26 protein-coding genes are annotated in these 26,354 nt (G+C 60.7%); 5 read left to right on the top strand and 21 right to left on the bottom strand.

Translation table 11 applies throughout. The features are described from left to right. Window positions 1–107: 107 nt before the first annotated feature. The 8 genes from BLO97_RS23420 to BLO97_RS23385 all read right to left on the bottom strand — a co-directional run bounded on the left by BLO97_RS23420 (window position 108) and on the right by BLO97_RS23385 (window position 8,347). Window positions 108–473: a DUF6124 family protein gene (locus BLO97_RS23420; protein ID WP_092225289.1), complete on the bottom strand. Its 366-nt coding sequence runs from the start codon at window positions 471–473 to the stop codon at window positions 108–110. 1,084 nt (window positions 474–1,557) lie between these two features. Continuing rightward, the gene (thiO, locus tag BLO97_RS23415; protein WP_092348413.1) at window positions 1,558–2,658 is read right to left on the bottom strand and encodes a glycine oxidase ThiO; all 1,101 of its coding nucleotides are present in this window, start codon (window positions 2,656–2,658) and stop codon (window positions 1,558–1,560) included. 55 nt (window positions 2,659–2,713) lie between these two features. Further along, window positions 2,714–3,115 (bottom strand): type IV pilin protein, encoded by a 402-nt coding sequence (locus BLO97_RS23410; RefSeq protein WP_092150593.1) that lies wholly within the window; start codon window positions 3,113–3,115, stop codon window positions 2,714–2,716. Window positions 3,116–3,126: 11 nt separating this feature from the next. Next, on the bottom strand, window positions 3,127–6,225 hold the full coding sequence (locus BLO97_RS23405; protein WP_092225287.1) for a pilus assembly protein: 3,099 nt from the start codon (window positions 6,223–6,225) through the stop codon (window positions 3,127–3,129). Next, entirely contained in the window at window positions 6,212–6,682 is a 471-nt protein-coding gene (locus BLO97_RS23400; RefSeq protein WP_371856188.1) for a pilus assembly PilX family protein, read from the bottom strand. Before BLO97_RS23400 ends, BLO97_RS23405 begins: the two co-directional genes overlap by 14 nt. 20 nt (window positions 6,683–6,702) lie before the next feature. Next, window positions 6,703–7,419: a PilW family protein gene (locus BLO97_RS23395; protein ID WP_092348410.1), complete on the bottom strand. Its 717-nt coding sequence runs from the start codon at window positions 7,417–7,419 to the stop codon at window positions 6,703–6,705. After that, window positions 7,416–7,877 carry a type IV pilus modification protein PilV gene (gene pilV / locus BLO97_RS23390; protein WP_072346127.1) on the bottom strand — a complete coding sequence of 154 codons (462 nt, stop codon included), beginning with the start codon at window positions 7,875–7,877 and terminating at the stop codon, window positions 7,416–7,418. Before pilV ends, BLO97_RS23395 begins: the two co-directional genes overlap by 4 nt. After that, window positions 7,874–8,347 (bottom strand): GspH/FimT family pseudopilin, encoded by a 474-nt coding sequence (locus tag BLO97_RS23385; RefSeq protein WP_092348406.1) that lies wholly within the window; start codon window positions 8,345–8,347, stop codon window positions 7,874–7,876. Before BLO97_RS23385 ends, pilV begins: the two co-directional genes overlap by 4 nt. A 260-nt stretch (window positions 8,348–8,607) precedes the next feature. Here BLO97_RS23385 and BLO97_RS23380 point away from each other — a divergent pair, with 260 nt between their 5' ends. Then, window positions 8,608–9,123, top strand: coding sequence for a GspH/FimT family pseudopilin (locus BLO97_RS23380; protein WP_092348404.1), 516 nt, complete (start codon window positions 8,608–8,610; stop codon window positions 9,121–9,123). On the opposite strand, the gene ispH is transcribed toward BLO97_RS23380, so the two are convergent. The 6 genes from ispH to murJ all read right to left on the bottom strand — a co-directional run bounded on the left by ispH (window position 9,100) and on the right by murJ (window position 16,542). Further along, on the bottom strand, window positions 9,100–10,047 hold the full coding sequence (gene ispH / locus BLO97_RS23375) for a 4-hydroxy-3-methylbut-2-enyl diphosphate reductase (protein WP_063324307.1): 948 nt from the start codon (window positions 10,045–10,047) through the stop codon (window positions 9,100–9,102). The genes BLO97_RS23380 and ispH overlap by 24 nt on opposite strands. A gap of 108 nt (window positions 10,048–10,155) precedes the next feature. Further along, window positions 10,156–10,593, bottom strand: coding sequence for an FKBP-type peptidyl-prolyl cis-trans isomerase (gene fkpB, locus BLO97_RS23370; protein WP_063324306.1), 438 nt, complete (start codon window positions 10,591–10,593; stop codon window positions 10,156–10,158). Beyond that, the gene (gene lspA / locus BLO97_RS23365) at window positions 10,586–11,098 is read right to left on the bottom strand and encodes a signal peptidase II (protein ID WP_063324305.1); all 513 of its coding nucleotides are present in this window, start codon (window positions 11,096–11,098) and stop codon (window positions 10,586–10,588) included. Before lspA ends, fkpB begins: the two co-directional genes overlap by 8 nt. Further along, a complete protein-coding gene (gene ileS / locus BLO97_RS23360) occupies window positions 11,091–13,922 on the bottom strand; it encodes an isoleucine--tRNA ligase (RefSeq protein WP_092348400.1) in 2,832 nt (943 codons plus the stop codon). The genes lspA and ileS overlap by 8 nt, the downstream gene beginning before the upstream one ends. 13 nt (window positions 13,923–13,935) lie before the next feature. Next, window positions 13,936–14,874 (bottom strand): bifunctional riboflavin kinase/FAD synthetase, encoded by a 939-nt coding sequence (gene ribF, locus BLO97_RS23355; RefSeq protein WP_063324303.1) that lies wholly within the window; start codon window positions 14,872–14,874, stop codon window positions 13,936–13,938. Between the two features lie 129 nt (window positions 14,875–15,003). Further along, window positions 15,004–16,542, bottom strand: a complete 1,539-nt coding sequence (gene murJ, locus BLO97_RS23350; RefSeq protein ID WP_092150614.1) for a murein biosynthesis integral membrane protein MurJ — start codon at window positions 16,540–16,542, stop codon at window positions 15,004–15,006. Between the two features lie 254 nt (window positions 16,543–16,796). On the opposite strand from murJ, the gene rpsT reads away from it, so the two are divergent. Further along, window positions 16,797–17,075, top strand: coding sequence for a 30S ribosomal protein S20 (gene rpsT / locus BLO97_RS23345; protein ID WP_003185593.1), 279 nt, complete (start codon window positions 16,797–16,799; stop codon window positions 17,073–17,075). A 170-nt stretch (window positions 17,076–17,245) separates the two neighbouring features. On the opposite strand, the gene BLO97_RS23340 is transcribed toward rpsT, so the two are convergent. From BLO97_RS23340 to rplU, 6 genes are all read right to left on the bottom strand, one after another. Continuing rightward, window positions 17,246–19,282: a toxin-antitoxin system YwqK family antitoxin gene (locus tag BLO97_RS23340; protein ID WP_092348397.1), complete on the bottom strand. Its 2,037-nt coding sequence runs from the start codon at window positions 19,280–19,282 to the stop codon at window positions 17,246–17,248. Between the two features lie 80 nt (window positions 19,283–19,362). After that, window positions 19,363–19,818: a CreA family protein gene (locus BLO97_RS23335; RefSeq protein ID WP_003205733.1), complete on the bottom strand. Its 456-nt coding sequence runs from the start codon at window positions 19,816–19,818 to the stop codon at window positions 19,363–19,365. 9 nt (window positions 19,819–19,827) lie between these two features. Next, a complete protein-coding gene (gene proB / locus BLO97_RS23330) occupies window positions 19,828–20,946 on the bottom strand; it encodes a glutamate 5-kinase (RefSeq protein WP_018600988.1) in 1,119 nt (372 codons plus the stop codon). A 268-nt stretch (window positions 20,947–21,214) separates the two neighbouring features. Beyond that, window positions 21,215–22,438 carry an Obg family GTPase CgtA gene (cgtA, locus tag BLO97_RS23325; protein WP_060740551.1) on the bottom strand — a complete coding sequence of 408 codons (1,224 nt, stop codon included), beginning with the start codon at window positions 22,436–22,438 and terminating at the stop codon, window positions 21,215–21,217. Window positions 22,439–22,628: 190 nt separating this feature from the next. Beyond that, on the bottom strand, window positions 22,629–22,886 hold the full coding sequence (rpmA, locus tag BLO97_RS23320; RefSeq protein ID WP_003205738.1) for a 50S ribosomal protein L27: 258 nt from the start codon (window positions 22,884–22,886) through the stop codon (window positions 22,629–22,631). Between the two features lie 35 nt (window positions 22,887–22,921). Then, complete coding sequence (gene rplU / locus BLO97_RS23315; RefSeq protein ID WP_003176051.1) at window positions 22,922–23,236, bottom strand: 50S ribosomal protein L21; 315 nt, start codon at window positions 23,234–23,236, stop codon at window positions 22,922–22,924. A gap of 239 nt (window positions 23,237–23,475) precedes the next feature. Between rplU and BLO97_RS23310 the strand changes: the two genes are divergently transcribed. The 3 genes from BLO97_RS23310 (at window position 23,476) to BLO97_RS23300 (ending at window position 25,441) form a co-directional block, all read left to right on the top strand. Continuing rightward, on the top strand, window positions 23,476–24,444 hold the full coding sequence (locus BLO97_RS23310; RefSeq protein ID WP_072346139.1) for a polyprenyl synthetase family protein: 969 nt from the start codon (window positions 23,476–23,478) through the stop codon (window positions 24,442–24,444). A gap of 191 nt (window positions 24,445–24,635) precedes the next feature. After that, window positions 24,636–24,977 (top strand): zinc ribbon domain-containing protein YjdM, encoded by a 342-nt coding sequence (locus tag BLO97_RS23305; RefSeq protein ID WP_072346141.1) that lies wholly within the window; start codon window positions 24,636–24,638, stop codon window positions 24,975–24,977. Window positions 24,978–25,183: 206 nt separating this feature from the next. Beyond that, window positions 25,184–25,441: a PA4570 family protein gene (locus BLO97_RS23300; protein ID WP_003205743.1), complete on the top strand. Its 258-nt coding sequence runs from the start codon at window positions 25,184–25,186 to the stop codon at window positions 25,439–25,441. Between the two features lie 132 nt (window positions 25,442–25,573). On the opposite strand, the gene BLO97_RS23295 is transcribed toward BLO97_RS23300, so the two are convergent. Beyond that, the gene (locus BLO97_RS23295) at window positions 25,574–26,191 is read right to left on the bottom strand and encodes a BamJ family beta-barrel-assembly machinery protein (RefSeq protein WP_003205746.1); all 618 of its coding nucleotides are present in this window, start codon (window positions 26,189–26,191) and stop codon (window positions 25,574–25,576) included. Window positions 26,192–26,354: the final 163 nt, after the last annotated feature.

Raw genomic sequence — 26,354 nt, 5'->3', positions numbered from 1 at the left:
ACCTCGGTGTATCAGGTTGTTTGAGTAGCTGCTTTTTGGGGCTGCTTCGCAGCCCAACGGGGATAAATCCCCTCACCACAGGTGCTGTGTTCGCCTTGGCAGCTTTTCTAGCCCTTCGGCACCGGCACCTGCTCGTCCAGCACACGATTGGCTAGCAGCTCACTCAACTCGATCAGCTGTTGCACGCCCAATGCAACATGCCGTCGCGAGCCGTCGAGTTCGAAGGCCAGGTCGCTGATTGTTGCGCTGGCTGAGGCCAGGGTTTCGCTGAGGTTGGCGAGGAGGCATTCGACGTCGATGCCTTCCACGACGGTGAATAGCTGGTTTGAGGGTGGTTTCTTTTTGGCTTCAGGCTTTGGGGCTAGGTAATAGTCGAGGGCGCGCTTGGCGGCTTCGTCGAGCTTTTTGGGGTTGAGGCTGGAATTGGGAGAAGCGTTATTGGTTTCTGAAGGTGATGGAGGTTTGTTACACATTGCGGTACTCCAAAGGGGGAATGGACTACCAAGTTTTCGGGCCGCGACGCCCGATCGCTGAATTGGCAGCGACGGGAGAAGGTTAGCTAGAGCCCTTCCCACTCGGCAACCGCCAGAGATCGTCGGAAAAGTCTGCTTAAATTTGAGGGTTGTCCGACCATTCCCACAAATTCTGGTCGGCTGTCAGGGCATCGGGAGTGTGTATATCCATTTCTGCGGTAACGGCTACTTAGGGTTCCGCCCTGACGGCGGGTCACTTTCGAAAAGCGCGAAAGTAACCAAAGCGCTTCTGCCCCACCACTCGGCACCTCGCCTAGGCTCGGTGTGCCCTCACTCCGGCATTGCTCCGTGGGCCGCCGCGAAGGGCCATCCATGGCCCAGCGCGGCTAACCCGGCATCCATGCCGGGTTGCCCACTGCGCAATACCTACGTTCGGCCATCGTGGTTTAACGGGGCGCCGAGATCAACGTCCACCGCGAGGCGGCCTGATAGCCGGCCTGGTTGGGGTGGGACCGCGTTGCTCCTGTGGGAGCGGGCTTGCTCGCGAAGGCGACGCCACTGTCGATGAGGATGTTGCGTTTGCTCGCGATGACTGCAGTAAATCCAACCGCTATGTGACGGAATTACCGCTATCGCGAACAGGCTGAGGCTATGAAGGTGCGACCACAGTCAACAGGATGTCGTATGTACCGGCCTCTTCGCGAGCAAGAAGCTCGACCCCACAATTGGGACGGAGTACGACAAAAGAGACAGGTCGGCTATAAGGCCGCCTCGCGGTGGACGTTGATCTCGGCGCCCCATTAACCACGATGGCCGAACGTAGGTATTGCGCAGTGGGCACCTCGGCATGGATGCCGAGGTAGCCGCGCTGGGCCATGGATGGCCCTTCGCGGCGGCCCACGGAGCAATGCCTACGTTCGGGCATGCCGAGCCCTAGCGAGGCACCGAGTGGTGGGGCTAAAGCGTTTTGCTTACTTTTGCGCTTTTCAAAAGTGAGACGCCGTAAGGGCGGAACCCTAAGTGGCCGTTACCGCAGGAATGGATATGTACTCGGCCAACAAAATCCCCAAGCCAAAGCCGAACCTTACAACCGCCCCGCCGGCGCATAAGGCGCAGGATCAATCACCGCCTCCCGCCCCAACATCAGGTCCGTAAACAACCGACACGAAGCCGGCGCCAACACCAACCCATTGCGATAATGCCCACAATTCAACCACAGCCCCGCAACCCCCGGCACTTCGCCGATATAGGGAATGCCCTCCGGCGACCCTGGCCGCAGCCCAGCCCAATGCCCAACCACCTCAGCCCCCGCCAGCGCCGGAATCAACTGCTGCGCCGAAGCCTTCAGGCTGTCCAGGGCAGCATCGGTCGGCGTCTTGTCGAAGCCCTCACGCTCCAGCGTACTGCCAACCAGGATATGCCCATCGCGACGGGGAATCGCATAACGTCCCTTGGCCAACACCATGCTCGACAGAAAATCCGACGCACACTTGTACAAAATCATCTGGCCCTTGACCGGCTCGACCGGCAACTTCAGCCCCAGCGTCTTGAGCAACTCACCGCTCCAGGCACCTGCAGCCAGCACCACCTGGTCGCCACGTATCGGGCCCGCCGAACTGTCCACCCCGATAACAGTCGCCCCCTCGCGAATGAACCCACTGACCTCACAGTGCTCATGAACCTCGACGTTGGGCAGCGCCAGCAAGGCCGCCTTGAGGGATTTCACCAAGCGAGGATTACGCACGTTGGCCACATCGGCCATGTAGATCGCCCGGGAAAAACCAGGACCCAGTACCGGCACGGCATCATGAACAGCGGAGATATCCACAGCTCGCAGCGGGCGCCCTTCCCGCTCAGCCCAGGCCAGCGCCTCATCCTGATCGTCCAGGTCCAGCCAATACAGACCGGTGACATGCACTTGCGGATCAATCCCGGTCGCCGCGAATAAACGCTCGCCCAGCTGTGGATAAAAATCCTGTGACCAATGGGCCAGCGCCGTGACTGCTGGGCTATAGCGCCAGGGATACAACGGCGACACGATACCGCCGCCGGCCCAGGACGACTCCTGGCCGAGACTGGAACGGTCCAGCAACACCACACGCTGCCCTTCGGACGCCAGATTGAACGCCGTCAGCAGGCCAATGACTCCGCCGCCGACAATCACCACTTGCTGTTGCCTGGTCATGTTCTGATTCGACTCATAAGACAGAGGGCGCAAGGCTGCGCCCGAAAAAAGAAACTCAGCGGCCCCAGCAATCCTTGGCGGTCATCCCGGCGGCGGTGTTTTCCACAGTTCGTGCGCCGGTATTGGTGATTCTGAAGTCACCGCATTTATCCGTGGCCATGGACGAGCCGCTCCTGCGCACAGCCGTCAGGATGAAGCTCTGATCCGTCAAAGTCTGGGTAATGGTATAGAAATCGTTGCCGCTGCTCAGGCCAGTCGCATCGGTGTAGCGGTTGTTCTTCGAGTAGTAGCGCTCGAGAATTTGCGCCTGCTCCGATAACAGCCCGGCAATTTCAGCCCGTCGGCCCTTCTTCATGTATTCGGTCAGGCTCGGATAGCCGACGGTGATCACGATACCGATGATCGCAATCACGATCATGATTTCGATCAAGGTGAAACCTCGGTTGGATCTGCGCATGCCTTGCCTCTTCATTGTATTTGTCGCCACATGATGCGGCGGCTGCCGCCCACGGATTTTTCCAGCAGTTCGGTGATGTTGCCGCTGGAGTCGTTGACGATCATGTTGGTGGCCCCGCTGGCGCTGACGACGGCGCTCAAGGTCGGGATTCCCCCCGTGAAGACCACCCCGCTGGAAATCGTGTCGGAGCTGTTGATCGTGCCATCGCCGTTGGTATCGAGCACCGCATAGTTGAGCATCTTACCGTTGAACGCATCCAATTCGATCAGTTTGCCGGTACCGAAGCTGGCACAAGGGTCGGTAGTGTCCACGGCGGCCGTGGTAAAGACCACGCGGCCGCTCACCAGATTGGCCGGGTTGATCACCCGCTCCCCGGTCAGCGCATTGTTGTACACCAACGGCAGGTACCAACCCTTTTTCGTCGGGTAAGCCACGTCGGTCTGGCTGGTCGTCACGAACTGCCCCGTGCTGCCCGAGAACACCCCCGTGATCGACTGGGCTTGCAGGTTCGACACGGTGATTTGCCCGGCACCGCCGGTGGCGTCCCATATCGAATAGAACCCTTGCAGGTCCTTGTTGAGTTTATCCGCCGTTTCGTTGAACTTGCCGGTGCCGAAAAACACCTGGGTACCGCCCTGCGGGTTGTCCGCCAGCAGCGGTTGAACGGTGATCGGCTGAGTCGCGCCACCGGAGGTGGTGAACAATGGCTGGCCGGCAAATGCCACACCCCAAGCAGTCGGGGAAGTGCCGCTGAGGTCGAACTTCCACAGCCGCCCTCTCAAGTCGCCCCCGTACGCGGCCTGCACCACGTTCTGGGAGTTGACCCGCAGCTTGACCGACGACAAGCCATTACCGGTCTCGCTGCTGTTGATGACGATTTTCCTGATCAACGAGCCGTCACGGATATCCACCACGTACAGCGCCGCGACACCGCTATTGCTGCCGTAGCCGTTGGAGATGAACGCCGCCCAGCGCCCATCCGCCAGGCGGGCGACTTCGGGGCGGGCGTAGGCGTAGCCCAGGTCATTGAAAGCGTTGGCGGTGTTGGCAACGGTTGGCGCACTGATTTCCCACAATGCCCGCAACACATTGCCCGCCGTCGCATCGAACAGCTGAACCGCATAGAACGTCTTGCCCCCAGCACCAGTGCCGCCCAGGGCCACCGTCTTCCAGACACTCCCCGATTGCGTATCGAATACGCCGACCTGCCCATCCACCAAAAACTTGTGGCTCACGCCATTGACGTAGTTGGTGTCGGCAATGTTCTGCAGCGATGGCAGCACGCTCGACGGCATATAGGCATATCGTCGCGTACCGTTCGCACTGTTGATGACGCTGAAAAAACCGTCGTTGGCGTTCACCACCAGGCTGGTATTCATGTTCGCCGCCTTGGTCGTCAGATACGTGCTGTAGCTGGTGTCGTTGAGCAAATCCGCGGCGGTCTGTTCATTGGGTGAGGCCAGCACCAACGGCGAGTTGATGATGTCCCCCAGCAACACATTGCGCACCTTCAAGCCGGTTTTATTGACGCCCTTGCTCCACTCCACCAGATCGTTGCCGGTGATTCCCGTAGGCAGGTTCTGGCTGAGGCTGCTTTGCTGGGCAGGTGAAAGGTTAGCGTAAGCCAGGGTCACAGGCGCATTGGTCGCGGTATTCCACGACTGATAAATCGGCGCCGTGGCGCCGGGCACGATGGCCGTGTCGGTGGTCCATTGCACCGCAGCCCTGTTGACCGTGCCTGCCGAGGTGAAGCCGAACGCGCGGATGGTGCCGCGCCAATCCTTGGGGTCATACGTGGTCTGGTAGTAACTGGAGGTGCTGGACAACGTGGCGGCATTGGTCGTGCCGGCGCCCCCGGATCCAGCCTTGGAGGTAATGTCGCTCAGGGCGGAGGCCAACGCTGAGTTGAGGCCTTCGCTGTCGGTCGCCGGATAATACTTACCCGCGCCGTAACGGGCGGCGTCGGACAGCATCGGATTGGTGACGGCAAAACCCACGGTGTAGGTATTGAGGTACTGCCGGGGAAAATCCGTGGCGTTCCAGCTCTGGCCGGTGGCGTCGGTGCCGGTGGAGCGCATGTCGATGTCGAAGGCGAACTTGGCGATGTCGTCCAGGTAAAGCGTGTCGCCCTCGCCGTTACCACTGAGATCGGCGCCATCGTTGTTGATACCATCCCAGTTCGGCAGCCGGGCCAAGCCCTGCGGGTCGTTGGTGGGGAACGTCCGGTCATAGGTGGGCAACCCGTCGGTGATCACCACGCCGAAATTTTTCTGGCAACGGTACTGGATCGGGCTGGTGTAGGTGGTCGGTGTGCTGTTGTAGTACGGCGCCATGCCCCTGAAGTAACGGGTGACTTCGTAGTAGCTTTCGGCCAACGGCGTATTCGCGACGGCGCCCAGGGCGTTGATGGCATTGATCAGGGCGCTGTAGTTGGTGTTGGCCTGGGTCTGGGTCACGCTGCCACTAACCGGTGACAGGTCGCTGATGGCGCGGGCGATGTAGCCACCCGGGCCAGAGTTACTGCTGTTGGGCGGGTTGAACGTGGCGAGGCCAATGCGCAAGGCGCGGTTGCTGGCGACCAGGTCGTTGGAGACATCCCGTGCCACGTTGATTCGATAATCGTTGGGAATCGTGCCGGTGGTGAAATCCCGGCTCGATCCGTTGGCCAGGGTTACCAGATACGCCAGGTACTTACCGGTATAACGGGTATTGCCGCCTCCCACAGGGTCTGGCAACCGAAGGCACACCCGGCCAACGCTGGGCCGATAAAAACCGTACCACCCAGACGAGCAGCCGCCACGCAACAGACCCACCAACAGGATGTTCGAATCCTCCAGGTCCAGCTCATACCTGTCGTTACAGTTGTTACTGGCGCTGCAGGCATAAGTGCGCGTCTGCGTCGCCGCCGGATCAAACCCCGCCGCCCAGATAATGTTGTTCATGCTCCCCGAATCATCGATCAGCAGCATCACGTTCGGCGTAACCGCAGCCGCACTCAACAGCGGCGAATCCGAGGGCGTGAACGCATAGGCCGGGGCCGCCAGGTAAAGGCTGAGCAACGCGCCCCACAGCGCCTGCCTCCAATTGCGGCGCACCTTAGTACTTCGCATAAATGCTCTCCACCACGCTGCGCTGGTTATTGCCCACCACCGCCACCGCCGTGATCCGGTACAACGTCGCCGAGGTATTGACCGGCACGTTGACCGCAGCAAGCGTAGTACCGATGTTCTGCACGCCATAAAACCCGCCGGCAGCGGCAACCCAGAGCACTCCCGACGACGAATTGCGCCCCGCCGCCGTGATGGTCGCCGACTCGGCCGGCGGCGCGCATTGAGTCGCGGTGGTACAGACCGCCAGTGAATAGGTCTCGACCTGCACCGCACTCTCACCCATCCTCAACGCAGCCTCGGCGATCTGGAAGGACTGGTTGCGTTGCATGACGCTGCTGGTCATCTTTTCCTGGAGCGTGGCGCTCTGCATCGACGACAGGCCGATCAGCGTCAGCAGCAACAGGAACACCAGGCTGACCAGCAGTGCCATGCCATGCTGGCGATGCTTGAGATCCATCGAACTCATCGATCGCCCCCTCATAGAAGCCGGTTGCGCAAGGCGGCAACTACATTGAAGGTCTGCTCGCGTACCGTGTTCCTTGGATCAAAGAGCGTCAGGCTCAGGCGCACGCTGCGGATCAGTGCCGGGTCTGCCGGGTTGCCGGTGTAGCTTGACGCGGCGATGTCCGTGGCGCTGGCAGCCACGCCAAACGTCACGTCGAATGCCCGAACGTTGTCTACCAGCACCGACAGGGTCGGCGGATTGGCGGTGCCGCTGCCCAACAGCAATTGGTTGTTGTTGAAGCTGTAGACCAGCCGACGGATCGGGAAGGCCAACTGCCCCGTCGCCGGCACCCGCGCGTTCGAGTAGGCCGTCGCCGAGGTACGGCAATCGGAGACGACGGTCCAGGTCGGCGCGCTACCGCCATTCCCAATGTCCGCGGTGACCAGGGTCAACCTCCGGTTGGCGTTATCCCAACGGATTGAAGTGGTCTGGCTGGCAGCGAAACTGTTATCCGTTGAGGCATCGATGATGGTCCCCACGCAACCGAACATGCCCACCATGCGAATTTCCTGGACCATTTTGCTCAAGGCAAACCGCGCATCCTCCTGAATCACCGCGGCGGCATTCTGGCTGACGTAGGTATTTTTGGCGGCAATGAAAATCTGCACGACGCCCAGCACGACGATCAGGCTGAGCACCAGCGCGATCATCAACTCAATCAGGCCGAATCCCCGGCAATGCCGGTTCATGGCGGCGTCCCCACCGGATCGACGGCGACCCGGCTGGTGAGTACAAAGCTGCGTCGCGCCTCGGCCGCGTCGGTGGTGTTGGCGGCCCGGGCGTCGTCCCAGGAAATGGTGATGGTGTAGACCCGCTGGTTCAGCGCAATGGTGCCCGTGGCTGTGGCGCCGCCGAAGGCAACGATGTTGGTCTTGAAATCGTAGAGGTCCTGGTCCCGGGCCACGTTGAGGTTCGGCGAGCTGGGCGGTGTGATGGTGTAGTCGGCGCCGGAGTTGGCGCGAATGCGGTCCAGCAGGTCGTAGGCAATGAAACTGGCCTGGCTGGTCATGCGCGAACTGTCGGTGTACTTGAGGGCATTGAGCTGGATCATCGCCGCCCCCAGCAAACCCACACCGAGGATCAGCACCGCCACCAGCACTTCGATCAGCGTCATGCCTGCCTGCGCCCTGTTACTGCAACCCTTCATCCGCAACTTCCACCCAATACGATTCGTCCATTGAGGCAAACATTCAGCGTCCGGCTCTGCGCCCCCCTTACATAATTGAAACTCACCGGTGTGGCCGGGGCCGACAACCCACCGAGGTTGTTGAAATCAATATTGCTCACCTCTGAGGTTAGCGTCAGAGTCGCGCCGCTGCTCATCGCTGGAACAACCCGCAATACAGTGGGCGACGAGCCAGTACTGTCGTACACCGTGAGTTCGCTGCTCCAGGCCGCGCCGTCGACCGTGGGGCGAATTCGAGTGGTGGTACCCCGATCGATCGCCTCCATCCGGGCAAAGTTCAGCGCCCGGCGCAAGTCATCAACCTCAGTGTCGGCCTTGGTGCTCTGCAGCGAGCCGGTGAATGACGGCACCGCCATGGTAATCAGGATCAGAAGCACGCCAAGGGCCACCAGCACCTCGATCAGCGTGAAACCTTTTGTACGAAGATCCATCGGTGCCCTCCGTTGCCGTCGGCTATACCTGCCTCTACACGCTAGAACAAACCACTGCCGTGTGCCCAATACTGCCCTGTGGTGAGGGGATTTATCCCCGCTGGGCTGCGCAGCAGCCCCAATGGAGCTGATTACGATCCAACCTGAAACCCTGCGGAGGTTGGTCTGGGGCCGCTGCGCAGCCCAACGGGGATAAATCCCCTCGCCACAATGGGCTATAAAACCTGAATCCGCTTCATATTCTCCAGGGAGGAGATGTCATGCACCAACAGGGCTTCAGCCTCATCGAACTGCTCATGGGACTGGCGATTGCGGCAATTGTTCTGCCGTGGGCCAGCGCAAGCTATATAGCGCTGGTCGAAGCCACCGAGCGCAAAGACGCCGCGCAGTTGCTGGCCAGTGGTTTGCGCATTGCCCGCAGCGAAGCCATCACGCGCAGCCGGACCGTCGTGATCAGAGGGATAGACAACGATTGGGGCCGAGGTTGGCGCATCACCCTGGACGATAAGGAGAAGACCTTGCTGATGGAGCGCAGCGGTCGCGCGCGAGTGATAGGCAACCGGCCGGTGAAGCGTTCGGTGAGGTTCGGCAGCCAAGGGCAAGCGTTACTGCCCAGCGACGCATTCCAGGCCGGCACACTGCATGTCTGCGCCAAACGCGAGCCGGTCAGTCACCATCAGGTGGTGCTGGCGCGTAGCGGACGCATCAGCCTGCGCAGCGAGAAAGCCGAGCAGGCATTGTGCGGAAAAGGCTTAAAGCAGGGAGCGAACGCGTAGTTCCTTGGGCATGGAGAAAGTGATGTTCTCCTCGCGACCGGCCAACTCATCGGCCCCGGTAGCACCCCAGGCCTGCAATTGCTGGATCACACCGCGCACCAATACTTCCGGCGCGGAAGCGCCAGCGGTGATGCCGATGCGCTCGACCCCATCGAACCAACTGCGCTGCATGTCCTCGGCACCGTCGATCAGGTAGGCCGGGGTGTTCATGCGTTCGGCCAGTTCACGCAAGCGGTTGGAGTTGGAGCTGTTCGGGCTGCCGACCACCAGCACCACGTCGCACTCGTTCGCCAGTTGCTTGACGGCATCCTGACGGTTCTGAGTGGCGTAGCAGATGTCGTCCTTGCGCGGACCACCAATGGCCGGAAAGCGCGAGCGCAGGGCATCGATCACACGGCTGGTATCGTCCATGGACAAAGTGGTCTGGGTGACAAAAGCCAGGCTCTCAGGGTTGCGAACCTGCAGGGCCGCAACGTCCTCCTCGTCTTCGACCAGGTAGATCGCACCGCCGTTGCTGGCATCGTATTGGCCCATGGTGCCTTCGACTTCCGGATGGCCTTCATGACCGATCAGGATGCATTCACGACCATCACGGCTGTAGCGCGCCACTTCGATGTGCACCTTGGTCACCAATGGGCACGTCGCGTCAAAGACCTTCAGGCCACGGCCGGCGGCTTCGGTGCGTACTGCTTGGGAAACCCCGTGGGCGCTGAAGATCACGATGACGTCGTCGGGCACCTGGTCCAGTTCCTCGACGAAAATCGCCCCACGGCTGCGCAGGTCTTCGACGACGAATTTGTTGTGGACCACTTCGTGGCGCACGTAGATCGGCGGTCCGAAGACTTCCAGGGCGCGATTGACGATTTCGATCGCCCGGTCCACACCGGCGCAGAAGCCACGGGGGTTGGCGAGTTTGATTTGCATGCTGTGCCTCGTGTCTTGCGCGCAAGAAATTGAATCAGTGCAATCCAGTGTGGGAACGAGCTCGCTCCCACACTGGATCGGGTGGCAGCAGAAGCCGCCCGTCAAATGTTAAACCGCCTTGACCTCAAGGATTTCCACTTCGAAGTTCAAGGTCTTGCCGGCCAATGGATGGTTGAAATCCACGGTCACCTGGGCGTCATCGAACGCCTTCACCACGCCTGGCAGCTCGGTATTGGCCGCGTCGTTGAAGATCACCAGCAAGCCCTGGGACAGTTCCATGTCCTGGAACTGGGAGCGTGGCATGGTCTGCACGTTTTGCGGGTTGGGCTGACCAAAGGCGTTTTCTGGCGGTACGACCACGGTGCGCTTGTCGCCGGCCTTGAAGCCGAAGATCGCTGCTTCGAAGCCTGGCAGCAGGTTGCCATCACCGACCTTGAACACCGCCGGCGCCTTGTCGAAGGTGCTGTCGACGGTGTCACCGTTTTCCAGGTACAGGGCGAAGTGAAGCTTCACTTCAGTGTTTTGAGCGATACGCTGCTCAGTCATGGACGGCTTCTCCGGTTTTCTTGCTCTTGAACATGTCCAGGGCGAGCATCACCGCGCCCACGCTGATGGCACTGTCGGCAAAGTTGAACGCCGGGAAATACCAGCGGTTCTGCCAATGCACCAGGATGAAATCGATCACATGGCCCAGAGCAATCCGGTCGTAAAGATTGCCCAGTGCGCCACCGAGCACCAACGCCAGTGCCACGGCCAGCCAGGTCTCGTCGCGGCCCAGGCGTTTGAGCCAGACCACGAGCACAGCGCTGACCACGACAGCGATCAGGGCGAACAGCCAGCGCTGCCAGCCCGAGCTGTCGGCCAGGAAGCTGAACGCTGCGCCAGTGTTGTAGGCCAGGGTCCAGCTGAAGTAGTCAGGGATGACCACGATCTGCTGGTACAGGGTCAACGAGCTTTCGAAGTAGAACTTGCTGGCCTGGTCGATGACCAGTACCAGCACGCTCAACCACAGCCAGCCCAGCCGTCCGAAACGGCCCGCCGTGTTAGGCATAATGACGAACCTCACCGCTGCCGCTGATGTTGTCGACACAACGACCGCAGATCTCTGGATGCTCCGGGTTCACGCCGACGTCTTCGCGGCAGTGCCAGCAACGGGCGCACTTGGTGTGGTTCGACTTGACGATCTTGAGCTTCAAACCGCTGACCTCAGTGGTCACCGCATCGGCCGGCGCCTGCACGAAAGGCGCGACGCTAGCGGTAGAGGTGATCAGCACGAAGCGCAGTTCGTTGCCCAGTTTGGCCAGGTCGACGTCCAGGGCCTCTTCGGCGTAGAGGGTCACCTCGGCTTGCAGGTTGCCACCGACGGCCTTGGCCGCGCGCTGGATTTCCATTTCCTTGTTGACCGCTGCCTTGACCGCCATGATCCGGTCCCAATAGGCACGGTCCAGCTCGAAGCCCTGGGGCAACTCGGTGAGGCCTTCATACCAGGTGTTGAGCATCACCGATTCGTTACGCTCGCCCGGCAGGTATTGCCACAGCTCGTCGGCGGTGAATGCCAGGATCGGTGCGATCCAGCGCACCAGCGCCTCGCTGATGTGGAACAGCGCGGTCTGGCACGAACGACGGGCCTTGCTGTTGGCGCCGGTGGTGTACTGGCGGTCCTTGATGATGTCGAGGTAGAAACCACCGAGCTCCTGCACGCAGAAGTTGTGGATCTTGGAGTAGACGTTCCAGAAGCGGTATTCGCCGTAATGCTCCTGCAATTCGCGTTGCAGCAACAGGGTACGGTCCACGGCCCAACGGTCCAGCGCGAGCATTTCTTCGGCCGGCAGCAGGTCGGTGGCCGGGTTGAAACCGGTCAGGTTGGAAAGCAGGAAGCGCGCGGTGTTACGGATCCGCCGGTAGGCGTCCGCGCTGCGCTGCAGGATCTGCTCGGACACGGCCATCTCGCCGGAATAGTCGGTGGACGCCACCCACAGGCGCATGATGTCGGCACCCAGGGTGTCGTTGACCTTCTGGGGCGCGATCACGTTGCCCAGGGACTTGGACATCTTGCGACCGGACTCGTCGACGGTGAAGCCGTGGGTCAGCAGTTCGCGATACGGCGCGTGGTTGTCGATGGCGCAACCGGTCAGCAACGAGGAGTGGAACCAGCCACGGTGCTGGTCCGAACCTTCCAGGTACAGGTCGGCACGCGGGCCGGTCTCGTGGCCCATCGGGTGCGAACCGCGCAGCACGTGCCAATGGGTGGTGCCGGAGTCGAACCAGACGTCCAGGGTGTCGCTGATCTTGTCGTACAGCGGCGCTTCGTCACCCAGCAGCTCGGCGGCATCCATCTTGAACCAGGCTTCGATGCCTTCGACTTCGACGCGCTTGGCCACGGCTTCCATCAGTTCAACGGTGCGCGGGTGCAGCTCACCGCTTTCCTTGTTCAGGAAGAACGGGATCGGCACGCCCCAGTTGCGTTGGCGGGAGATGCACCAGTCTGGACGATTGGCGATCATCGAGTGCAGGCGCGCCTGGCCCCAGGCGGGCACGAACTGGGTCTCTTCGATGGCCTTGAGCGAACGCTGGCGCAGGGTGTCGCCAGTGGTGGGCTGCTTGTCCATGCCGATGAACCACTGCGCGGTGGCGCGGTAGATCAGCGGGGTCTTGTGGCGCCAGCAGTGCATGTAGCTGTGTTCGATGACGGTGGTGTGCAGCAGCGCGCCGACTTCGGTCAGTTTGTCGACGATGGCCGGGTTGGCTTTCCAGATGAACTGGCCGCCAAAGAACTCCAGCAACGGCACGTACACGCCATTGCTCTGCACCGGATTGAGGATGTCGTCGTTGACCATGCCGTATTTCTTGCAGGTCACGAAGTCGTCGACGCCATAGGCCGGTGCGGAGTGGACCACGCCAGTGCCAGCGCCCAGTTCCACGTAGTCGGCCAGGTACACCGGCGACAGGCGGTCATAGAACGGGTGACGGAAATTGATCAGTTCCAGTGCCGAACCCGGGGCGGTGGCGACCACCGAGCCTTCGAGGTTGTAGCGGGCCAGGCAGGATTCGACCAGTTCTTCGGCCAGCACCAGCAGCTTGTCGCCGACATCGACCAGGGCGTAGTTGAATTCCGGGTGGACGTTCAGCGCCTGGTTGGCCGGGATGGTCCACGGGGTGGTGGTCCAGATCACGATCGCGGCCGGCTTGGCCAGCTTGCCCAGGCCGAACGCGGCGGCGAGCTTGTCTTCATCGGCGATCGGGAACGCGACGTCGATGGTCGAGGACTTCTTGTTCTCGTACTCGACTTCCGCCTCGGCCAGGGCCGAACCGCAATCGAAGCACCAGTTCACTGGCTTGAGGCCCTTGAACACGAAGCCGCCCTCGACGATTTTCGCCAGGGCACGGATTTCGCCGGCTTCGTTCTTGAAATCCATGGTCTTGTACGGGTTGGCGAAGTCGCCCAGCACGCCGAGGCGGATGAATTCGGACTTCTGCCCTTCGATCTGCTCGGTGGCGTAGGCACGGCACAGCTCGCGGGTCTTGTCCGCGCCCAGGTTCTTGCCGTGGGTCACTTCCACCTTGTGCTCGATCGGCAGGCCGTGGCAATCCCAGCCCGGGACATAAGGCGCATCAAAACCCGACAGGGTCTTGGAGCGGATGATCATGTCCTTGAGAATCTTGTTCAGCGCGTGACCGATGTGAATGGTGCCGTTGGCGTACGGAGGACCGTCGTGCAGGACGAACTTCGGACGATCCTTGCCAATTTCGCGCAACTTTCCGTACAGGCCAATGCTGTCCCAACGCTGCAGAATCTGTGGTTCGCGCTGAGGCAGGCCGGCCTTCATTGGGAAGGCGGTGTCCGGAAGGTTTAGCGTGGCTTTATAGTCGGTCATTTAAGGCTCTTCATTAGCGATTGGCGCTGGTTGCGACAAGGGCACGGGCGGCGGCGATATCTGCATGGATCGCCGTCTTGAGCGCCTCCAGAGAGGCAAAACGCTGCTCTTCACGCAGCTTTTGGTGGAAAACCACCGTCAAACGCCGGTCATACAGATCGCCGGCAAAATCCAGAACATGTACTTCGAGGTGGGCCTTGCCATCCCCTTGGACCGTGGGCCGTACGCCGATATTGGCGACACCGGGCCAGGTCTTGCCGTCGATCTGGACGCTCACCAGGAACACCCCGGTCAGCGGCACACGACGACGCTTGAGTTGCACGTTGGCCGTCGGCGTGCCCAATTGGCGCGCCAGCTTCTGCCCGTGCAGGATCCGTCCGGCAATCCGGTACGGCCGTCCGAGCAAGCGCTCGGCCAATTCGAAGTCGGCAGCCGCCAGGGCATTGCGAACCTGGGTGCTGCTGACGCGCAGGCCATCGATCTCGACCGTCTGCGCCGCTTCGACGGTGAAGCCTTGGACGATACCGGCCTGTTGCAGGTAGTCGAAATCCCCCGAGCGGTCACAGCCGAACCGGAAATCATCGCCGACTTCCAGATGCTTTACGCCCAGACCGTCCACCAGGATCGTGTCGACGAACTCGGCGGCGCTGAGCTTGCTCAGGCGCTGGTTGAAGGCCAGGCACAGGACCCGGTCGACGCCTTCGGCGGCCAGCAATTGCAGTTTATCCCGCAACCGGGCCAGACGGGCCGGGGCGGTGTCCGGGGCGAAAAACTCCCTGGGCTGCGGCTCGAAGATCACCACGCAGCTCGGCATACCCAATTCCAGCGCACGCTCGCGCAGCCGCGCCAGGATAGCCTGGTGGCCACGGTGAACACCGTCAAAGTTGCCAATAGTGGCGACACAGCCCCGATGTTGGGGGCGCAGGTTGTGGAGGCCTCGAACCAGCTGCATAACGCGCTTCTTGCTCATAAAGTGGCCGATTATAACCACACCCGGCGGCCGACGACAGGCAACACCGCACCCCAAAGTGATCGAACCGACAAAACCACTGCCCGCCCCGGGATTATCGAGGGCTGGCCCTCAGCTCAAGGCCTTGCGGTTGAAGTCCCGCAGACGGAACCCCATCAGCAGCAACATGCCGAAATACGCCACCACGCCAGCAACCACCAGCGCTCCCAGGCGCAGGAAACGCGCGAGCATCTGCCCTTCGCCCCAAGCCGGCATGAAATGCATCGCCCCCAGCAAAACCGCCGACATCACCGCCACGGCCACCAGCAGCTTGAGGCCGAACTTGCCCCAGCCCGGCTGCGGCTGATACATCTTTTGCTTGCGCAGTTGATAAAACAGCAACCCGGCGTTGAGGCACGCGCCAGCGCTGATCGCCAGGGCCAGGCCGGCGTGAGCCAACGGGCCGATGAGCAACAGGTTGAACAATTGGGTCATCACCAGCGTGAAAATGGCGATTTTCACTGGCGTGCGAATGTTCTGCTGGGCATAGAACCCCGGCGCCAGCACCTTGATCACGATAATCCCGAGCAGGCCCACTGAGTAAGCAATCAGCGCACGCTGGGTCATCAAGGCGTCGAAGGCATTGAACTGGCCGTACTGGAACAGCGAAACGGTCAACGGCTCGGCCAGGATCCCCAGGGCCAGGGAACAAGGCAGGACCAGCACGAAACACAAGCGCAAGCCCCAGTCGAGGATGCGCGAATATTCCTGGCGGTCCTGACTGGCGTAGGTCTTGGCCAGGGTCGGCAACAGGATCGTACCCAGGGCCACACCCAGCACGCCGGACGGCAGCTCCATCAAGCGGTCGGCGTAATACATCCACGACACCGAGCCGGCCACCAGGAACGAGGCGAAGATGGTGTTGATGATCAGGGAAATCTGGCTCACCGACACCCCGAGGATCGCCGGCAACATCTGCTTCATCACCCGCCACACGCCGCTGTCGCGCAGGTTCAGCCGTGGCAGGACCAACATGCCGATCTTTTTCAGGTGCGGCAGTTGATAGAGCAATTGCGCCAGGCCACCCACCAGCACCGCCCAGCCGAGGGCCATCACCGGCGGATCGAAGTACGGCGTCAGGAACACCGCGAACACGATCATGCTGACGTTGAGCAGGGTCGGCACAAAGGCCGGCACGGAAAAACGGTTCCAGGTATTGAGGATCGCCCCGGCCAGGGACGACAGGGAAATCAGCAATATATAAGGAAAGGTCACCCGCAGCAGGTCGGAGGTGAGCTGGAATTTTTCTGGCGTATCAGTGAAGCCCGGGGCCGTGGCCCAGATTACCCATGGCGCGGCGAGCATGCCGGCCGCCGTGACCAGCGCCAGCACCAACGTCAGCAGGCCGGTGACGTAGGCAATGAATGTGCGGGTCGCTTCGTCGCCCTTCTGGCTTTTATATTCCGCCAGGATCGGCACGAAGGCCTGGGAGAACGCCCCTTCGGCGAAGATCCGCCGGAGCAGGTTGGGCAACTTGAAGGCGATGAAGAAGGCGTCGGTGGCCATTCCGGCACCGAATATCCGTGCGATCAGTGTGTCGCGAACGAACCCCAGGACACGGGAAAGCATCGTGATAGAGCTGACGGCAGCCAACGATTTGAGCAGATTCATGAAAAGAGTATTTGCCTGTCGATAAACAGCAGGCGAACAACGCGCCCACTTGTGCGATACTCCGCGCCGCTAAACAGTGCAGAGCCAAAGCCCGCGAGTTTACAGGTCGCACGCCGGAAAGAAATCCTTCGGTGCGCGGTACCTGCCATTCAGCGGAACGCGTCACCCGCCCTTGACAAGACCTCAACTCATCGGCATGATTCGCGGCCTATTTTGTTTGCTATTTCCTAAAAAGTCTTTCGAGGAGCTCGACGGTGGCCAACACACCTTCCGCCAAAAAACGTGCAAAACAGGCTGAGAAGCGTCGCAGCCACAACGCCAGCCTGCGTTCCATGGTCCGTACCTACATCAAGAACGTAGTTAAGGCCATCGACGCAAAAGACGCTGAAAAAGCTCAAGCTGCTTACGTTCTGGCTGTGCCAGTTATCGACCGCATGGCCGATAAAGGCATCATCCACAAGAACAAGGCTGCTCGCCATAAGAGCCGCTTGAATGGCCACGTAAAGGCCCTGAACGTTGCCGCTGCTGCCTAAGCGACGCGCTCGTTAAAAAACCGACCTCAGGGTCGGTTTTTTATTGCCCGCAATTTACCCCCCTTGCGGGAGCAGTGAATCAGCTTGCCTTGATACTGAATGCACCACCACATCGCGAGCAGGCTCGCGATGGCGTCAGTGAAAACAGACATCTCCACTAAAGCCCCGCACTATTCCCCAAAATTGAAAACCACCGGCTTTGGCGGAGGACAACCACCAGGCGGCGGGAAATTCTGCACACCCGCCTCGTCGTATCCAGTGTAACAACCCACTATCTTGTCATCCTTGAAGTTCATGCGACGCTCAACCACACCCGTCGGGTAGTAGTAGACCGTCTCACCTTCGCGCCTGGCGTACGAGTAGTCCTTGTATTCGCGCCCCTCGACCGTTATCAGGCGAAAGCCCTGCTTGGCTTCAGAGTACTTCAACCGGCCATCGGGGTAGTACTCGTTGTGAGTCACGCGATCATCAGGCCCCAGCAGCACCTCCCGGACCTTGCGCCCCTCCCGGGTGTGGCGGGCACTTTGCTCATTACCGAACAGGTAATCACTCTCCGAGTCGAAATGCCCGTTATTGAAAGCCCCGCGCTGCTTGCCGCAAAGCTTGATACGGGTGTATTTCCCATCAGGCACGTGGCAATAGTTCCTGTCCGCTATCAACACCCCAGTCGCATCAAATGACTGCACGTTACCAATGGGCTCATCCCCCTCGTACGTTGCCACCGTATCGGGCTGACCATTGGGGTGATAGAGACGCAAGGCGCCCTCTCGCGAACCATGGCGCCACGAGATATCCGAAAGCAGCACGGCACCGTCATCGGTGTAGGTCAGCGCCCGCCCCTCGATCTGGCCGTTGGCATAGCTGGCCGAATAGGTGAGCTTGCCATTGGCCGCGTAGGTTTCTCTCAATCCATCCAGGACACCCGCGCGGTAATGCTCGACGAGCCGCAACACACCTGCGGCATCCACTTCGCGCAATTCGCCGTGCTTCTTGTCGGCAACAAAATCCACAACCTGGACACCACCGCCGTCCATTCTCAAGGTCCAACGGCCTTCCCGGACGCCCTGCGCATAACGCCCCTCACCCCAGGGCATTATCCAGTCTCCGTGCTGCTGCCCCGCCACGAAATCGCCGCGCTGGACAACCTCACCATGACACATGCGCTCGGAAGGCCCGTCGAGATCACCATGTTTGTAAGTATCGAAGCCGGACATCTGCTCCTCATCGTCACGCGCCTCGATCGTCCAGCGCCCCTCATAGAAATCGTCGACGATCATGCCCTTGGAAACCGCACCCCCATCACTGACGACCCACGGCCCCTGGCGCAGTCCATCCACATAGGCGCCGGTGGACGCGTAGCCCGACTCGTCGAACTCCGCCCACTGGCCCGACCTCTTGCCCTGGACATAAGCACCCAGCGCCCAGAGCCGCCCATTACCCAAGACTGCCCAGGCCCCATCCTCGGAGCCCTGGTACACCGCTGGATCGGTTTCCCAGGCCATCCTGCTGACACGATAGGCAGAGCCCACATCCTCGTCCCGAGGCGGCACGCGCGCATAAGTCAGCGTGAGCCAGCGTCCTTCGCGCTGCTGGAAAGTCTTTTTGTAGGTGTCGCGATGAGGGTCCTCTGGCGGTTGCCCCACTGACGCCGGGACACCGTCGACGCCGAAGTACCCCACCAGCGTGCCACCCGCAGGCTCCAGCGTGTCGAACTCGGCGATACCGGTCTTGGGCAACACGGCGCTGTAATCGTAGGGCGGCAACTTGCCCAGCTCCTTCTGGACCAGCGCAGCAGTGAGGACCTTGCGATCAGCGGCGATACGATCCAATACCGGCTGCAATGTCTCGAGCCGGCGATACCCGCCGATGGACGGCACGAACCGATAACCCTGAAGAGCGTACCGCCCCTTTGCCCGTGACAGCACGACCAACGTCTGGAGATCACTGTCGAGGCTGGCGTAGAACACCGACTCGACACTCGCATCGCCATACCTGTCGAGCACTTGCGGGACGCCATCCGGCGAATCACACAGGCATGAGTAGCCTACGACACCCTCGGCTTCGCGGATAAATGCCAGCGTCGCCCCACTCTCCTGGGAAGTTTTTATCAGCGGATGGGCCAGGGGTTTTTCGCTATAAAACGGCTCGGCCAAAGCCCCGACGGACACCGAACAACCCAATACAAACAGCAGCAAAAACGCACGCATACGAATCCCTTCGCGCCAAAAGCACAACACATCCATGGAGATAAAAAAGCGAGCCGATCGGCTCGCCCGTCATTCGCGACTTAACGCCAAGGCAAGATCGGAATAGCCGTCACCGCGTTCTGCGGGCTGCCCTCGATCACGCGATCGCTGTAGACCAGGTACACCAGCGTATTGCGCTTCTTGTCGAGGAATCGCACCACTTGCATGGTCTTGAACACCAGCGAAGTGCGCTCACGGAACACCTCTTCGCCGTCCTTGAGCTCACCCTTGAAGCTGATAGGCCCGACCTGGCGGCAGGCGATGGACGCCTCGGCGCGATCCTCGGCCAGGCCCAGGCCACCCTTCACGCCGCCGGTCTTGGCCCGCGACAGGTAACAGGTCACGCCATCCACCTTGGGATCGTCGAACGCCTCGACCACGATCCGATCGTTCGGCCCGACAAACTTGAACACCGTCGACACTTGGCCAATTTCTTCGGCCGAAGCCAGCAGCGGCACAGCCAGCAGCAAGCCGATCAATCCTTTTGCCAAACCCATGATTTTTCCTTAGACGAGGATCAGGTTGTCACGGTGAACCAACTCGGGCTCCGCCATGTAACCCAACAGACCGACAATCGCATCAGACGACTGACCGATGATTTTCTGTGCTTCCAGGGCGCTGTAGTTGGCCAGGCCACGGGCGATCTCGCGACCATCCGGAGCCACGCACACGACCATTTCACCCCGACGGAAACTGCCTTGTACCAACTTCACACCCACCGGCAGCAGGCTTTTGTTGCCTTGGGACAGGGCCGTCACGGCGCCAGCGTCCAGCACCAGCGTGCCACGGGTTTGCAGGTGCCCGGCCAACCATTGCTTGCGCGCTGCCAGCATACCGCGCTCAGGGGACAGCAGCGTGCCGATGCGCTCGCCCGCTTTCAAGCGATCCAGCACCCGCTCCAACCGACCACCGACGATGATGGTATGGGCCCCGGAACGCGCCGCCAGACGCGCAGCGCGCAGCTTGGTCTGCATGCCACCACGACCCAGCGCACCACCCGTGCCACCCGCCACCGCGTCCAGCGCCGGATCGTCGGCACGGGCTTCGTAGATCAGCTTGGCGTCGGGATTGTTGCGCGGATCGGCATCGAACATGCCGTCGCGATCCGTGAGGATTACCAGCAGATCCGCCTCCACCAGGTTCGCCACCAGTGCGGCCAGGGTGTCGTTATCGCCGAAACGGATCTCGTCGGTGACCACCGTGTCGTTCTCGTTGATCACCGGGATGACTTTCAGCTCCACCAGCGCGCGCAAGGTGCTGCGGGCATTGAGGTAGCGCTTGCGGTCGGACAGATCATCGTGGGTCAGCAGGATCTGCGCCGTATGGCGACCGTGCTCGGCGAAGCTTGATTCCCAAGCCTGCACCAGGCCCATCTGGCCGATGGCGGCGGCAGCCTGCAGCTCATGCATCGCGCTGGGTCGCGACGTCCAGCCCAGGCGGCTCATACCGGCGGCTACAGCCCCGGAAGAGACCAATACCAGCTCGACGCCAGCCTCATGCAAGGCCACCATCTGCTCGACCCACACCGCCATTGCCTGGCGATCCAGGCCCTTGCCATCCGCCGTCAGCAGTGCGCTGCCGATCTTCACGACCCAGCGCTGCGCACCCGTCACCTTGCTCCGCATCATCTTCAACCTTTGCCAGCGAACGGCGCGACCCAGCGCCGCCCATGGGATTATTCGTATTTGCGTTTTACAGATACCAAAACGCCGCTCGAATGAGCGGCGCCTTGGAAACCGGCTGGCTGCGATGATAACACCGCGCCGAAACACTTGAACCTGTGGGAGCGAGCTTGCTCGCGATTGCATGGGGCCAGCAATTATTGATACCGGCTGTCACACCGCTATCGCAAGCAAGCTAGCCCCCACAGGCCTTGACTTCAACTGAGCAGCATCAGTCGCGAACGTAGATGATTTCCGGACCGTCTTCGTCATCCACATCTTCTTCGTCCCAATCGTCGTCACCAATGTCATGGACCGACTTGACACCACTGCGACGCAGGGCACGCTGGTCGTCCAGCGCCTGCAACTGGGCACGGGCCTCGTCTTCGATGCGCTGGTCGAGCTCGGCCAGCTCTTCCTTGTACGCCGGGTCATTGGCCAGGCGGTCGGCGCGATCTTCCAGATAACGCATGATGTCGTGACACAGGCGCTCGGTGCCCTCTTTGGCGATGGCCGAGATCACGTAGACCGGACCTTCCCACTCCAGGCGATCGACGATTTCCTTGACCCGCTCCTCATGCTCTTCTTCAAGGATCTGGTCGCACTTATTCAGCACCAGCCAACGGTCGCGCTCGGCCAGGGCCGGGCTGAACTTGGTCAGCTCGTTGACGATGACTTCAGCAGCATCGGCAGCATCGGTTTCATCCAGCGGCGCCATGTCCACGAGGTGCAACAACAGACGGGTACGGGACAAGTGCTTGAGGAAACGAATCCCCAGGCCCGCGCCCTCGGAAGCCCCTTCGATCAACCCTGGAATGTCGGCGATTACAAAACTCTTCCAGCGGTCGACGCTGACCACGCCCAGGTTCGGCACCAGGGTGGTGAACGGGTAATCGGCCACTTTCGGCTTGGCCGCCGACACCGAGCGAATGAAAGTACTTTTACCGGCGTTCGGCAAACCCAGCAGACCCACGTCGGCCAACACTTTCATTTCCAGCTTCAGGTCACGCTGCTCGCCTGGCTTGCCTGGCGTGGTCTGGCGCGGCGCACGGTTGGTACTGGATTTGAAACGGGTGTTGCCCAGGCCGTGCCAGCCGCCATGGGCGACCAGCAGACGCTGGCCAGCCTTGGTCAGGTCGCCAATCACTTCCTGGGTGGCCGAATCGATCACCGTGGTGCCGACTGGCACGCGCAGGATCAGGTCTTCGCCCTTCTTGCCGGTGCAGTCAGTGCTGCCGCCGTTGGAGCCACGCTCGGCATCGAAGTGCCGGGTGTAACGGTAGTCCACCAGGGTGTTGAGGTTTTCGTCGGCGAGCATGTAGATCGAGCCACCATCGCCCCCATCACCGCCGTTAGGGCCACCATTTTCAATGAACTTTTCCCGACGGAAACTCATGCAACCATTGCCGCCGTCGCCGGCCTTTACTCGAATCGATACTTCATCAACAAACTTCATGACACACGCCTCTCGCCATACGGACGAGCCAAAAAAACAAGACATAAGACTCTTGCAAAAATGAGCGCAGCGACCTGATGACACGCCCCAACCGCAGCGCCGACAGCCCATACAAACAGTTTTGCAAGAGACTCACCCCACAAACGAAAAAGCCCCGTCGCAAGACAGGGCTTTTCCAGCGGTCTCGCAATTAAGCTGCGATAACGCTTACGTAACGACGACCGAAGGCGCCTTTTACTTCGAACTTGATCACGCCTTCGACTTTAGCGAAGAGGGTGTGATCCTTACCCATGCCCACGCCGTAGCCAGCGTGGAATTGGGTGCCGCGCTGACGCACGATGATGTTGCCTGCTTTGATAGCCTGGCCGCCATACATCTTCACGCCAAGGCGTTTGGCTTCTGAGTCGCGACCGTTACGGGTACTACCACCAGCTTTTTTGTGTGCCATGAGTTCAATTCTCCTAGTGAGGAATTAGGCTGAAATTAAGCCTGAATACCGGTGATTTTGATCTCGGTGTACCACTGGCGGTGGCCCATACGCTTCATGTGGTGCTTACGGCGACGGAACTTGATGATGCGGACTTTATCGTGACGACCTTGGGAGATCACTTCAGCCACAACGGTAGCGCCAGCAACGACTGGAGCGCCGATATTCACGTCATCGCCATTGGCGACCAACAGAACGCGATCAAAAGTCACGGATTCGCCGGTAGCGATTTCCAGTTTTTCGATCTTCAGGTATTCACCTGGGGCGACCTTGTATTGCTTGCCACCAGTAACAATTACTGCGTACGACATGGTATTTCTCCGATAATCCTGCTCACCCAGCGCTTTATAAGAAGAGGTATTGGCTGGCATGGCTGCATGGGCTGGAAGGCCCGGATGCAATTGCGTAAGGCAGGTGCTGCCCAGGAAGTTCAGGGTGCGCGATTGTACGCAAGCCGCGAGAGCCTTGCAAGTAGCCGTCTATCGCGCCTTGACACCTGCGGACGTGGGTCCTAGCATGCCGCGCAACCCTTCTGGAGCACCTGTCGCTGATGCAACCCCAAGCTTTCTACCGCGCGGTGGCGGACGATTTTAGCGCCGTCGACGGCATCATCAAGAAGCAGCTGACTTCCCGCGTGCCTCTGGTATCGAAAATCGGCGACTACATCACTTCGGCCGGCGGTAAACGCCTGCGTCCTTTATTGGTGCTGCTGTGCGGCAAGGCCCTGGGTCGCGAAGGCGATGACATGCGCCTGCTGGCCGCCACCATCGAATTCCTGCACACCGCGACCCTGCTCCACGACGACGTGGTCGACATGTCCGGCATGCGCCGTGGCCGTTCGACCGCCAACGCCATGTGGGGTAACGCCCCCAGCGTATTGGTGGGCGACTTCCTCTATTCGCGCTCGTTCGAAATGATGGTCGAGCTGGGCTCGATGCCGGTGATGAAGATCCTGTCCCAGGCCACGCGCATCATCGCCGAGGGCGAAGTGCTGCAGCTGTCCAAGGTACGCGATGCCAGCACCACCGAAGAAACCTACATGGAAGTCATCCGCGGCAAGACCGCGATGCTCTTCGAAGCCTCGACCCACAGCGCCGCCGCCCTGGCCGGTGCCAGCGCCGAGCAGAGCGAAGCGCTGCGCACCTTCGGCGACCACTTGGGCGTGGCCTTCCAACTGGTGGACGATCTGCTCGACTACAAGGGCGATGCAGAAACCCTGGGCAAGAACGTCGGCGACGACCTGGCCGAAGGCAAGCCGACCCTGCCGCTGATCTACACCATGCGCGAGGGCACGCCTGAACAGGCAGCACTGGTTCGCCAGGCGATCCAGAAAGGCGGGATCGAAGACCTGGAAAGCATCCGTGTCGCGGTCGAAGCATCCGGTTCGCTGGAGTACACCGCGAAACTGGCCCGGGACTACGTTGCCCGCGCGATCAAATGCCTCGACGCCCTGCCGGCCAGCGAATACCGCGATGCGCTGGTGGAACTGAGCGAGTTTGCGGTCGCCCGTACCCACTGATACAAGGTTTTCCTGTCGCGAGGGAGCTTGCTCCCGCTGGGCTGCGCAGCAGCCGCTTCAAAAGTATCCACGGTCGCTACGCAACCGAGCGGGAGCAAGCTCCCTCGCCACAGGACCGCGAACTCCCATTCCAGCCACAAAACCCTATATAATGTGCGCCCTTTTGCCCTCCTGATACCCAAGGAACCTTAGTGAGCACGTTGCCTCCCTGCCCGAAATGCAATTCCGAATACACCTACGAAGACGGTACTCAACTGGTCTGCCCGGAGTGTGCCCACGAATGGTCCGCCAGCGGCGAGGCTGAAACAGCGTCCGACGATACCGTGAAGAAAGATTCGGTCGGCAACGTCCTGCAGGACGGCGACACCATCACCGTGATCAAGGACCTCAAGGTCAAGGGCACGTCGCTGGTGGTCAAGGTCGGCACCAAGGTCAAGAACATCCGCCTGTGCGAGGGTGACCACGACATCGACTGCAAGATCGACGGCATCGGCCCGATGAAACTCAAGTCCGAGTTCGTAAGAAAAGTCTGATACTGCTGTATTCCATCCCATACCCCGCGTGTGGGATGGAGCCTCGCCCTCTCCGCTTCGCCCCCATTTCTCGGACGTTAGCCAACTGCCAGCCGTTCTGAGCTGCCATAACCCACCGTCAGAAAAACAATCGCAACGCCAATAGAGCCTTGCTATTTAGCGAATAAGAATTATTCTCATCGAAACCCATCAAGGAGATGAGAACCATGACTTATTTGATCGATGCCTGGCTGGACCGCCCACATCCCTATCTCAGGATCCTGCATCGGGAAACCGGGGAAGTCTGTGCGGTGCTTGAAGAAGAAGCCTTGAACGAGCTGCAGGACCAGGGGGACCTGGACCTCAACAGCCTCAATTCCAGTGAGCCGTTGGTGCTCAAGGAACTGGTGCGCAATCTGTTCCTGTTCTGCTACGCCCGGGCATTGCGCCCGACGGGTGATTTCAGTGGCAGGTTCCACGGATGAACGCAGAGGTCATCTGGGAGCGGGCTTGCTCGCGAAAGCGGTGGGTCAGTCAACGATAATGTCGACTGACAGTCCGCATTCGCGAGCAAGCCCGCTCCCACCTATTTGCCCGGCGTTAAACCAGGCAGGGTCTTACAGTACGTCCAACAACTCGACGTCAAACACCAGCACGCTGTGCGGTGGAATGCTGCCAACGCCTTGAGCGCCGTAAGCCAGTTCGCTCGGCACGTACAGGCGCCATTTGCTGCCGGCGTTCATCAGTTGCAGGGCTTCGGTCCAGCCTGGGATCACGCCGCCAACCGGGAATTCGGCTGGCTGGCCACGATCGTAGGAGCTGTCGAACACAGTGCCGTCGATCAGGGTGCCGTGGTAATGGGTACGCACCTGGTCTTCACGGGTCGGCTTGGCGCCTTCACCTTGGGTCAGCACTTCGAATTGCAGGCCGGAAGCCAGGGTGGTGATGCCTTCACGCTTGGCGTTTTCGGCCAGGAACGCACGGCCTTCGCCAGCGGCGGCTTCAGCCTTGGCAGCGGCTTCGGCTTGCATGATTTCACGAATGACCTTGAAGCTGGCGGACATCTCGTCCTGGCCCACGCGGCTTGGCTTGCCGGCGAACGCGTCGGTCAGGCCGGCCAGGATGGCGTCCAGGCTCACGCCCGGTGGCGGGTTGTCGCGCAGTTGGTCGCCCAACTGACGGCCAATGCCGTAGCTGACGCGGGTTTCGTCGGTGGACAGGTTAACTTCGGACATGATGCTGCTCCGCTGTGCGGACGGCTCGAGAGTTGCCGTGCGTGACACAGCGCCTCCCGGAGCGCCCGGAACCAAAAGGGCGAGCAGACTAGCACAGATGCCACCGCGGGTGACGAGCCCCCTACGTCAAAGCAAGCCGCCCGAAACGACAACGCCCGCCTGC

This window comes from Pseudomonas sp. NFACC05-1 (assembly GCF_900100135.1).
GTDB classification, from domain to species: domain Bacteria; phylum Pseudomonadota; class Gammaproteobacteria; order Pseudomonadales; family Pseudomonadaceae; genus Aquipseudomonas; species Aquipseudomonas fluorescens_Q.
The sequence above is the reverse complement of the archived record's forward strand: the minus strand, read 5'-3'. Positions and strand labels throughout refer to the sequence as shown.